This window comes from Streptococcus sp. GMD3S (assembly GCF_000298695.2).
In the GTDB taxonomy this organism is placed as follows: domain Bacteria; phylum Bacillota; class Bacilli; order Lactobacillales; family Streptococcaceae; genus Streptococcus.
Map to the genome: position 1 here is coordinate 1 of NZ_AJRC02000027.1, position 10874 is coordinate 10874.

The window sequence follows — 10874 nt, forward strand, 5'->3', positions numbered from 1 at the left end:
CCTTTTGAACAACATGGTTGTTGGTGTATCAGAAGGATTCAAGAAAGAACTTGAAATGCGCGGGGTTGGTTACCGTGCACAACTTCAAGGATCTAAACTTGTTTTGGCTGTTGGTAAATCTCATCCAGACGAAGTTGAAGCTCCAGAAGGAATTACTTTTGAACTTCCAAACCCAACAACAATCGTTGTTAGCGGAATTTCAAAAGAAGTAGTTGGTCAAACGGCTGCTTACGTACGTAGCCTTCGTTCACCAGAACCATATAAAGGTAAAGGTATCCGTTACGTTGGTGAATTCGTTCGCCGTAAAGAAGGTAAAACAGGTAAATAATGTTGAGTGGTTGATTTTTAACCACCAACCTATTTTCCAACTTAGTGCATAGCACACGATTTAAAACTAAAGAGGTGAAAACTGTGATTTCTAAACCAGATAAAAACAAACTCCGCCAAAAACGCCACCGTCGCGTTCGCGGAAAACTCTCTGGAACTGCTGATCGCCCACGTTTGAACGTATTTCGTTCTAATACAGGCATCTACGCTCAAGTGATTGATGACGTAGCGGGTGTAACGCTCGCAAGTGCTTCAACTCTTGACAAAGAAGTTTCAAAAGGAACTAAAACTGAACAAGCCGTTGCTGTCGGTAAACTCGTTGCAGAACGTGCAAACGCTAAAGGTATTTCAGAAGTGGTGTTCGACCGCGGTGGATATCTATATCACGGACGTGTGAAAGCTTTGGCTGATGCAGCTCGTGAAAACGGATTGAAATTCTAATAGGAGGACACTAGAAAATGGCATTTAAAGACAATGCAGTTGAATTAGAAGAACGCGTAGTTGCTGTCAACCGTGTTACGAAAGTTGTTAAAGGTGGACGTCGTCTTCGTTTCGCAGCTCTTGTTGTTGTTGGTGACCACAACGGTCGCGTAGGATTTGGTACTGGTAAAGCTCAAGAAGTTCCAGAAGCAATCCGCAAAGCAGTAGAAGATGCTAAGAAAAACTTGATTGAGGTTCCTATGGTTGGAACAACAATCCCACACGAAGTTCTTTCAGAATTCGGTGGAGCTAAAGTATTGTTGAAACCTGCTGTAGAAGGTTCTGGAGTTGCCGCTGGTGGTGCAGTTCGTGCCGTTGTGGAATTGGCAGGTGTGGCAGATATTACATCTAAATCACTTGGCTCTAACACTCCAATCAACATTGTTCGCGCAACTGTTGAAGGTTTGAAACAATTGAAACGCGCTGAAGAAGTTGCTGCCCTTCGTGGTATCTCAGTTTCTGATTTGGCATAAGAAAGGGGATAAAATGGCTCAAATTAAAATTACTTTGACTAAGTCTCCAATCGGACGCATTCCATCACAACGTAAAACTGTTGTAGCACTTGGACTTGGCAAATTGAACAGCTCTGTTATCAAAGAAGACAACGCTGCTATCCGTGGTATGATCACTGCAGTATCTCACTTGGTAACTGTTGAAGAAGTAAACTAATGAATTTTTAGGGGATGTGGCAATACTCATCCCCTAAAACTAGGTATAGTCATCTAAGATGACCATGTATAGGCGAGTTGATAAGGGAGACAACCTTTTCTCTCTTATCGGCGCTAGCATTTTACAAAAGAGGAGAAAATAATAATGAAACTTCATGAATTGAAACCTGCAGAAGGTTCTCGTAAAGTACGTAACCGTGTTGGTCGTGGTACTTCATCAGGTAACGGTAAAACATCTGGTCGCGGTCAAAAAGGTCAAAAAGCTCGTAGCGGTGGCGGAGTTCGCCTTGGTTTTGAAGGTGGACAAACTCCATTGTTCCGTCGTCTTCCAAAACGTGGATTCACTAACATCAACGCTAAAGAATACGCAATTGTAAACCTTGACCAATTGAACGTCTTTGAAGACGGTGCAGAAGTAACTCCAGTTGTGCTTATCGAAGCAGGAATTGTGAAAGCTGAAAAATCAGGAGTTAAAATTCTTGGTAACGGTGAGTTGACTAAGAAATTGACTGTGAAAGCAGCTAAATTCTCTAAATCAGCTGAGGAAGCTATCACTGCTAAAGGTGGTTCTGTAGAAGTCATCTAAGAGAGGTGACCCATGTTTTTTAAATTACTAAAAGAAGCGCTCAAGGTTAAACAAGTTCGATCAAAAATTCTTTTTACGATTTTTATCATTCTTGTTTTTCGTATTGGGACAAGTATTACTGTTCCAGGTGTGAATGCAAAAAGTTTAGAAGCTCTCAGCGGTTTATCTTTCTTGAACATGCTTAGTCTTGTTTCAGGGAATGCCATGAAGAACTTCTCCGTTTTTGCACTCGGAGTAAGTCCGTATATCACTGCTTCAATCGTTGTTCAATTGCTACAAATGGATATTTTACCGAAGTTTGTAGAATGGGGCAAACAAGGGGAAGTAGGACGGAGAAAACTAAACCAGGCTACTCGTTATATTGCACTTGTACTTGCATTTGTTCAATCTATCGGGATTACAGCAGGATTTAATACTCTATCTGGAGCGAAATTATTAACGACAGCTTTAACTCCACAAGTTTTTGTTACTATTGGTATTATCCTCACAGCAGGTAGTATGATTGTAACTTGGCTCGGGGAACAAATTACAGATAAGGGATACGGAAACGGTGTTTCTATGATCATCTTTGCAGGTATTGTCGCTTCAATCCCTGAGATGATTAAAGGCATCTATGTTGACTACTTCGTCAATATTCCAAGTAGCCGTTTGACTTCATCTATTATCTTTGTCGTTATTTTGATTATCGCTGTCTTGTTGATTGTATACTTTACAACCTATGTTCAACAGGCAGAATATAAAATTCCAATCCAATATACAAAAGTTGCTCAAGGAGCCCCATCAAGCTCATACCTTCCATTGAAGGTAAACCCAGCGGGGGTTATCCCAGTTATCTTTGCAAGTTCCATCACAGCAGCACCTGCAGCCATTCTTCAATTTTTGAGTGCTACAGGTCATGATTGGGCTTGGGTACGTACAGCACAGGAAATGTTATCTACAACATCTCCGACTGGTGTTGCTATGTATGCCTTGCTAATCATTCTCTTTACGTTCTTCTATACATTTGTACAGATCAATCCAGAGAAAGCAGCAGAAAACTTGCAAAAGAGTGGAGCCTACATTCATGGTGTCCGTCCTGGTAAGGGAACTGAAGAATTCATGTCGAAACTTCTTCGTCGCCTTGCGACTGTCGGATCGATCTTCCTAGGTGTGATTTCAATCTTGCCGATTGTGGCAAAAGATGTCTTTGGTCTTTCAGAAGCTGTTGCTTTTGGGGGAACTAGTCTTTTGATCATTATCTCAACTGGTATCGAAGGAATCAAACAGCTAGAAGGTTACCTATTGAAACGTAAGTATGTTGGTTTCATGGATAAAACAGAATAAAAGCAAAATTACTTTTGCTTAGAGAGTGGAGTATGAAGATTTATCTATCAGAGAGATTTTCGTCTCCCCTCTTCTATTTTGTTTTTAAATAGGGGTTGAAAGAGATTTCTGCTTCTATTTAAATACAAAATAAGGAGATCCTATCATGAATCTTTTGATTATGGGCTTACCTGGAGCAGGTAAGGGAACGCAAGCAGCTAAAATTGTGGAGCAATTCCACGTGGCACACATTTCAACTGGAGATATGTTCCGTGCTGCTATGGCAAATCAAACTGAAATGGGTGTACTTGCAAAGTCATACATCGACAAAGGTGAGTTGGTTCCAGATGAAGTTACAAATGGAATCGTTAAAGAACGCCTTTCACAGGACGACATCAAGGAAACAGGTTTCTTGTTGGATGGTTACCCACGTACTATTGAACAAGCCCATGCCTTGGATAAAACATTGGCGGAACTCGGTATCGAACTAGAAGGTGTGATCAATATCGAAGTGAACCCAGATTGTCTCTTGGAACGTTTGAGTGGCCGTATCATCCATCGCGAAACAGGTGAAACCTTCCACAAAGTTTTCAACCCACCAGTTGACTATAAGGAAGAAGATTATTACCAACGTGAAGATGACAAACCGGAGACAGTGAAGCGTCGTTTGGATGTGAATATTGCACAAGGTGAACCAATCATTGCTCACTACCGTGCCAAAGGTTTGGTCCACGATATCGAAGGAAATCAAGATATCAATGATGTGTTCAAAGACATCGAAAAAGTATTGACAAATTTGAAATAAAGCGTTTTTCACACTTGCAAAAAATCGCTACAAATGTTATACTGAGATAGTCTGACTTATAATTGTTGTCTCTGTTTTCAGAGGCATCGAATCGAAATTTATGGAGGTGCTTTTGCGTGGCAAAAGACGATGTGATTGAAGTTGAAGGCAAAGTAGTCGATACAATGCCTAACGCAATGTTTACGGTTGAACTTGAAAATGGACATCAGATTTTAGCAACAGTTTCTGGTAAAATTCGTAAAAACTATATTCGTATTTTAGCGGGAGATCGTGTTACTGTCGAGATGAGTCCATATGACTTGACACGTGGACGTATCACTTACCGCTTTAAATAATCGAAAAACTTGGAGGGATAAGAAATGAAAGTAAGACCATCGGTCAAACCAATTTGCGAATACTGTAAAGTAATTCGTCGTAATGGTCGTGTTATGGTAATTTGCCCAGCAAATCCAAAACACAAACAACGTCAAGGATAAGATAGAAAGGAGAAAACATGGCTCGTATTGCTGGAGTTGACATTCCAAATGACAAACGCGTAGTAATCTCATTGACTTACGTTTATGGTATCGGACTTGCAACATCTAAGAAAATTTTGGCTGCTGCTGGAATCTCAGAAGATGTTCGTGTACGTGACCTTACATCAGATCAAGAAGATGCTATCCGTCGTGAAGTGGATGCAATCAAAGTTGAAGGTGACCTTCGTCGTGAAGTAAACTTGAACATCAAACGTTTGATGGAAATCGGTTCTTACCGTGGTATTCGTCACCGTCGTGGACTTCCTGTCCGTGGACAAAACACTAAAAACAACGCTCGCACTCGTAAAGGTAAAGCTGTTGCGATTGCTGGTAAGAAAAAATAATATAGGAGGTAAAAGTCTTGGCTAAACCAACACGTAAACGTCGTGTGAAAAAGAATATCGAATCTGGTATTGCTCATATTCACGCTACATTTAATAACACTATTGTTATGATTACTGATGTGCATGGTAATGCAATTGCTTGGTCATCAGCTGGTGCTCTTGGTTTCAAAGGTTCTCGTAAATCTACACCATTCGCTGCTCAAATGGCTTCTGAAGCTGCTGCTAAATCTGCACAAGAACACGGTCTTAAATCAGTTGAAGTTACTGTAAAAGGTCCAGGTTCTGGTCGTGAGTCAGCTATTCGTGCGCTTGCTGCCGCTGGTCTTGAAGTAACAGCAATTCGTGATGTGACTCCAGTGCCACACAATGGTGCTCGTCCTCCAAAACGTCGCCGTGTATAATCATCGCATTACACTGCTTTTCGTTTAAGAGGGAGTAACTAAATGATTGAGTTTGAAAAACCAAATATAACAAAAATTGATGAAAATAAAGATTATGGCAAGTTTGTAATCGAACCACTTGAACGTGGCTACGGTACAACTCTTGGTAACTCTCTTCGTCGTGTACTACTAGCTTCTCTACCAGGAGCAGCAGTGACATCTATCAACATTGAAGGTGTCTTGCATGAGTTTGACACAGTCCCAGGTGTTCGTGAAGACGTGATGCAAATCATTCTGAACATTAAAGGGATTGCAGTGAAATCATACGTTGAAGACGAAAAAATCATTGAACTTGACGTTGAAGGTCCTGCTGAAATTACAGCTGGAGACATTTTGACTGATAGTGATATTGAGATTGTAAATCCAGATCATTATCTCTTTACAATCGGTGAAGGTTCTTCTCTAAAAGCGACAATGACTGTTAACAGTGGTCGTGGATATGTACCTGCTGATGAAAACAAAAAAGATAATGCACCAGTTGGAACACTTGCTGTAGATTCTATTTATACACCAGTTACAAAAGTCAACTATCAAGTAGAGCCTGCTCGTGTAGGTAGCAATGATGGATTTGACAAATTAACCCTTGAAATCTTGACTAATGGAACAATTATTCCAGAAGATGCTTTAGGGCTTTCAGCGCGTATCTTGACAGAACATCTTGATTTGTTTACAAATCTTACTGAGATTGCTAAGTCAACTGAAGTGATGAAAGAAGCTGATACTGAATCTGACGATCGTATTTTGGATCGTACGATTGAGGAACTGGACTTGTCTGTGCGTTCATACAACTGTTTGAAACGTGCCGGTATCAATACTGTGCATGATTTGACAGAAAAATCTGAAGCAGAGATGATGAAGGTACGAAATCTTGGACGCAAGAGTTTGGAAGAAGTGAAACTCAAACTCATTGACTTGGGTCTTGGATTAAAAGATAAATAAAGGAGGAATACATGGCTTACCGTAAACTAGGACGCACTAGCTCACAACGTAAAGCAATGCTTCGCGATTTGACAACTGACCTTTTGATCAACGAATCAATCGTGACAACTGAAGCTCGTGCTAAAGAAATCCGTAAAACTGTTGAAAAAATGATTACTCTAGGTAAACGTGGTGATTTGCATGCACGTCGTCAAGCAGCTGCTTTCGTACGTAATGAAATCGCATCTGAAAACTATGATGAAGCAACTGATAAGTACACTTCTACTACAGCACTTCAAAAATTGTTCTCAGAAATCGCACCTCGTTATGCTGAACGTAACGGTGGATACACTCGTATCCTTAAAACTGAACCACGTCGTGGTGATGCTGCGCCAATGGCGATCATCGAATTAGTATAAAATCATCAATTTTGTTGAGTGTTATGATGATGGAGTCTTGTGCTCTTAGTCTAGCTCTGGTCTACCGCTGGGACTTATGTCCTAGCGGGAACACTCATCATCATTTGATAGGGTAGACGCTTGTTTACGAAATTGTTTTTTTCTTAAGAACAACTTCGTAAGCAGGCGTTTTTTAGTATTTTCTATGGAAATATGCTATACTAGGAAAAAAGAAAATCAAAAACGTTCAGGTTTTCTAAAAATCGTAGAAATGGGGTATAAGGATGAAGGCTATTATTACAGTGGTTGGTAAGGACAAGGCTGGGATCGTTGCAGGCGTGTCTACTAAGATTGCAGAGTTGGGTTTGAATATTGACGATATTTCTCAGACGGTGTTGGATGAATACTTTACTATGATGGCGGTCGTTTCTAGTGACGAAAAACAGGATTTCACTTATCTTCGAAATGAGTTTGAAACTTTCGGTCAGACCTTGAATGTCAAAATAAATATTCAAAGTGCGGCGATTTTTGACGCTATGTATAATATCTAGGAGGTGGCTATGGATATTAGACAAGTTACAGAAACCATTGCCATGATCGAGGAGCAGAACTTCGATATCAGAACCATCACCATGGGGATTTCCCTTTTGGATTGTATTGATCCAGATATTGAACGTGCTGCTGAAAAGATTTACCAAAAAATCACCACTAAAGCTGCAAATTTAGTGGCTGTAGGAGACGAAATTGCTGCAGAACTTGGGATTCCTATTGTTAATAAACGAGTATCGGTGACTCCGATTTCTTTAATTGGTGCAGCGACTGATGCGACGGACTATCTTGTTTTGGCAAAGGCTCTTGACAAGGCTGCCAAGGAGATCGGTGTTGATTTTATTGGTGGATTCTCTGCCTTGGTACAAAAGGGTTATCAAAAAGGTGATGAAATTCTCATCAATTCTATCCCGCGCGCTCTAGCTGAGACAGACAAGGTTTGTTCGTCTGTTAACATTGGCTCGACCAAGTCAGGTATCAACATGACTGCGGTCGCTGATATGGGGCGTATCATCAAGGAAACAGCTGCGCTATCAGATATGGGTGCGGCCAAGTTGGTCGTATTTGCTAATGCTGTTGAGGACAATCCTTTTATGGCAGGGGCTTTCCATGGTGTTGGGGAAGCAGATGTTATCATCAATGTTGGTGTTTCAGGTCCTGGTGTTGTCAAACGCGCCTTGGAGAAAGTTCGTGGTCAGAGTTTTGATGTTGTAGCTGAGACGGTCAAGAAAACAGCCTTTAAGATTACTCGTATTGGTCAGCTAGTCGGTCAAATGGCCAGCGAGAGACTGGGTGTTGACTTTGGGATTGTAGACCTAAGCTTGGCACCAACTCCTGCAGTTGGCGATTCTGTGGCTCGTGTCCTTGAGGAAATGGGCCTAGAAACAGTTGGTACGCATGGGACGACGGCTGCCCTCGCTCTTTTGAATGACCAAGTTAAGAAGGGCGGAGTGATGGCTTGTAACCAAGTCGGTGGCTTGTCAGGTGCTTTTATCCCCGTTTCTGAAGATGAGGGGATGATTGGTGCGGTACAAGATGGCTCTCTGAATTTAGAGAAACTAGAAGCCATGACGGCTATCTGTTCTGTTGGGCTGGATATGATTGCCATTCCGGAAGATACGCCTGCTGAAACCATTGCAGCTATGATTGCGGATGAGGCGGCAATTGGTGTCATTAACATGAAAACAACGGCCGTCCGTATTATTCCAAAGGGCAAAGAAGGCGATATGATTGAGTTTGGAGGCTTGCTAGGGACAGCTCCAGTTATGAAGGTCAACGGGGCTTCGTCTGTTGATTTCATCTCTCGCGGTGGGCAAATCCCAGCTCCAATCCATAGTTTTAAAAATTAATAAAAAAGCGAGAGGATTTAAGTTGAGTTTAAGGATGACTGTGTATACTATAATCATTAAATAAAGACCTCCTAACTTTATTTAATAGAAATCCTAAACTTTTTCATAATAATCTCCTAGGGAAGCTACCATGAGGGTAGCTTTTCTTTTGGATAATTTACAAATGTTGGCTTTGCTTTTGAAAGCCGAATATTTCTTTGATCCATGATATAATAGAAGAAAATGGAGGATAGAAAATGTCTAAAGTAAGATTGTATTTGGTCCGTCATGGGAAAACGATGTTTAACACCATTGGACGTGCTCAAGGATGGAGTGATACACCTCTGACTGCAGAAGGTGAGTTGGGAATCCATGAACTGGGAATTGGCTTGAGAGAGTCTGGCTTGCAGTTTGACCGCGCTTATTCCAGTGATTCAGGTCGCACTATTCAAACCATGGGAATTATCCTAGAAGAACTTGGACTACAGGGGAAAATCCCTTACCGCATGGACAAGCGCATCAGAGAGTGGTGCTTTGGTAGTTTTGATGGGGCCTATGATGGGGACCTCTTTATGGGATTGATTCCGAGAATTTTCAATGTAGACCATGTTCATCAGTTGTCCTATGCAGAACTAGCAGAAGGTTTGGTAGAGGTTGATACTGCAGGCTGGGCAGAAGGCTGGGAAAAACTCAGTGGTCGAATCAAAGAAGGTTTTGAAACGATTGCCAAAGAAATGGAAGAACAAGGTGGGGGCAATGCTCTCGTCGTCAGCCATGGAATGACCATTGGGACTATTGTGTATCTGATCAATGGTATGCATCCACATGGTCTAGATAATGGTAGCGTGACGATTCTTGAATATGAGGACGGTCAGTTTAGCGTAGAAGTTGTTGGTGACCGTAGCTATCGAGAGCTCGGACGTGAGAAGATGGAAGAAATAAAAAATTGATAGAAGTTAGCTCCGATTAGGAGCTAATTTTTTTCCTGTTAAATAAGGTGGATTTGCGACTCAGTATTTCTTGTTATCCAAGTCTAAAAGAACATTTCTCGTCTTTCAAATTCCCCCAAAAATGGTATAATAGTAACATCATAAAATTGGAGAAATAGCATGAGTTTTTACAATCATAAAGAAATTGAGCCTAAGTGGCAGGGCTACTGGGCGAAACATCATACATTTAAGACAGGAACAGATGTCTCAAAACCGAAGTTCTATGCTCTGGACATGTTCCCATATCCTTCAGGAGCTGGATTGCACGTAGGACACCCAGAAGGTTACACAGCAACCGATATCCTCAGCCGTTACAAACGTGCGCAAGGATACAACGTTCTTCACCCAATGGGATGGGATGCCTTTGGTTTGCCAGCTGAGCAGTACGCTATGGACACAGGAAATGACCCGGCAGAATTCACAGCAGAAAATATTGCCAACTTCAAACGCCAAATTAATGCGCTTGGCTTCTCTTACGACTGGGACCGTGAAGTCAACACAACAGATCCAAACTACTACAAGTGGACGCAGTGGATCTTCACCAAGCTTTATGAAAAAGGCTTGGCCTATGAAGCTGAAGTACCAGTAAACTGGGTTGAGGAACTAGGAACAGCCATTGCCAATGAAGAAGTGCTTCCTGATGGAACTTCTGAGCGTGGGGGCTATCCTGTTGTCCGCAAACCGATGCGGCAATGGATGCTCAAAATCACGGCCTATGCAGAGCGCTTGCTTAATGACTTGGATGAGTTGGATTGGCCAGAGTCTATCAAGGAAATGCAACGTAACTGGATTGGGAAATCAACTGGTGCTAATGTCACTTTTAAAGTGAAAGGGACTGACAAGGAATTTACCGTCTTTACTACTCGTCCTGATACGCTTTTCGGTGCGACCTTCACAGTCTTGGCTCCTGAGCATGACTTGGTAGATGCCATCACAAGTCCAGAGCAAGCTGATGCAGTTGCAGACTACAAACACCAAGCTAGTCTCAAGTCTGACTTGGCTCGTACAGACCTTGCCAAGGAAAAAACAGGGGTTTGGACGGGCGCTTATGCCATCAACCCTGTCAATGGCAAGGAAATTCCAATCTGGATTGCCGACTATGTTCTTGCTAGCTATGGAACAGGTGCTGTCATGGCCGTGCCTGCCCATGACCAACGTGACTGGGAATTTGCCAAACAATTTGACCTTCCAATCGTAGAAGTGTTTGAAGGTGGAAACGTTGAAG

General features: G+C 41.8%; 17 protein-coding genes. All 17 read left to right on the forward strand.

Annotated elements, in window-relative coordinates; translation table 11 throughout:
• Positions 1–328, forward strand: a 328-nt coding sequence (locus GMD3S_RS0209030; protein WP_025172992.1) for a 50S ribosomal protein L6, incomplete at its 5' end; no start/stop codon positions are given.
• Positions 329–411: 83 nt separating this feature from the next.
• Positions 412–768: a 50S ribosomal protein L18 gene (rplR, locus tag GMD3S_RS0209035; protein ID WP_000624044.1), complete on the forward strand. Its 357-nt coding sequence runs from the start codon at positions 412–414 to the stop codon at positions 766–768.
• A gap of 17 nt (positions 769–785) precedes the next feature.
• Positions 786–1280 (forward strand): 30S ribosomal protein S5, encoded by a 495-nt coding sequence (gene rpsE / locus GMD3S_RS0209040; RefSeq protein WP_000874204.1) that lies wholly within the window; start codon positions 786–788, stop codon positions 1278–1280.
• Between the two features lie 13 nt (positions 1281–1293).
• The gene (gene rpmD, locus GMD3S_RS0209045) at positions 1294–1476 is read left to right on the forward strand and encodes a 50S ribosomal protein L30 (protein WP_000057241.1); all 183 of its coding nucleotides are present in this window, start codon (positions 1294–1296) and stop codon (positions 1474–1476) included.
• A gap of 144 nt (positions 1477–1620) precedes the next feature.
• Positions 1621–2061 (forward strand): 50S ribosomal protein L15, encoded by a 441-nt coding sequence (gene rplO, locus GMD3S_RS0209050; RefSeq protein ID WP_000766089.1) that lies wholly within the window; start codon positions 1621–1623, stop codon positions 2059–2061.
• 12 nt (positions 2062–2073) lie between these two features.
• Entirely contained in the window at positions 2074–3384 is a 1311-nt protein-coding gene (gene secY, locus GMD3S_RS0209055; protein WP_000465387.1) for a preprotein translocase subunit SecY, read from the forward strand.
• Between the two features lie 145 nt (positions 3385–3529).
• Complete coding sequence (locus GMD3S_RS0209060) at positions 3530–4168, forward strand: adenylate kinase (RefSeq protein WP_001050433.1); 639 nt, start codon at positions 3530–3532, stop codon at positions 4166–4168.
• A 116-nt stretch (positions 4169–4284) separates the two neighbouring features.
• A complete protein-coding gene (gene infA, locus GMD3S_RS0209065) occupies positions 4285–4503 on the forward strand; it encodes a translation initiation factor IF-1 (protein WP_001029883.1) in 219 nt (72 codons plus the stop codon).
• A gap of 24 nt (positions 4504–4527) precedes the next feature.
• Positions 4528–4644 carry a 50S ribosomal protein L36 gene (gene rpmJ, locus GMD3S_RS10465; RefSeq protein ID WP_001808836.1) on the forward strand — a complete coding sequence of 39 codons (117 nt, stop codon included), beginning with the start codon at positions 4528–4530 and terminating at the stop codon, positions 4642–4644.
• 17 nt (positions 4645–4661) lie between these two features.
• Positions 4662–5027 carry a 30S ribosomal protein S13 gene (rpsM, locus tag GMD3S_RS0209070; RefSeq protein WP_000090781.1) on the forward strand — a complete coding sequence of 122 codons (366 nt, stop codon included), beginning with the start codon at positions 4662–4664 and terminating at the stop codon, positions 5025–5027.
• A 17-nt stretch (positions 5028–5044) separates the two neighbouring features.
• Positions 5045–5428: a 30S ribosomal protein S11 gene (gene rpsK, locus GMD3S_RS0209075; RefSeq protein WP_001118385.1), complete on the forward strand. Its 384-nt coding sequence runs from the start codon at positions 5045–5047 to the stop codon at positions 5426–5428.
• Positions 5429–5470: 42 nt separating this feature from the next.
• Entirely contained in the window at positions 5471–6406 is a 936-nt protein-coding gene (locus tag GMD3S_RS0209080; RefSeq protein ID WP_000568993.1) for a DNA-directed RNA polymerase subunit alpha, read from the forward strand.
• An 11-nt stretch (positions 6407–6417) separates the two neighbouring features.
• Complete coding sequence (gene rplQ / locus GMD3S_RS0209085) at positions 6418–6804, forward strand: 50S ribosomal protein L17 (protein WP_000331493.1); 387 nt, start codon at positions 6418–6420, stop codon at positions 6802–6804.
• Positions 6805–7067: 263 nt separating this feature from the next.
• Positions 7068–7334 carry an ACT domain-containing protein gene (locus tag GMD3S_RS0209090; RefSeq protein WP_000644111.1) on the forward strand — a complete coding sequence of 89 codons (267 nt, stop codon included), beginning with the start codon at positions 7068–7070 and terminating at the stop codon, positions 7332–7334.
• A 9-nt stretch (positions 7335–7343) separates the two neighbouring features.
• A complete protein-coding gene (locus GMD3S_RS0209095) occupies positions 7344–8681 on the forward strand; it encodes a PFL family protein (protein ID WP_000354871.1) in 1338 nt (445 codons plus the stop codon).
• Positions 8682–8917: 236 nt separating this feature from the next.
• Positions 8918–9610, forward strand: coding sequence for a histidine phosphatase family protein (locus GMD3S_RS0209100; protein ID WP_000049285.1), 693 nt, complete (start codon positions 8918–8920; stop codon positions 9608–9610).
• A 159-nt stretch (positions 9611–9769) separates the two neighbouring features.
• Positions 9770–10874, forward strand: a 1105-nt coding sequence (gene leuS, locus GMD3S_RS0209105) for a leucine--tRNA ligase (protein WP_025172993.1), incomplete at its 3' end; no start/stop codon positions are given.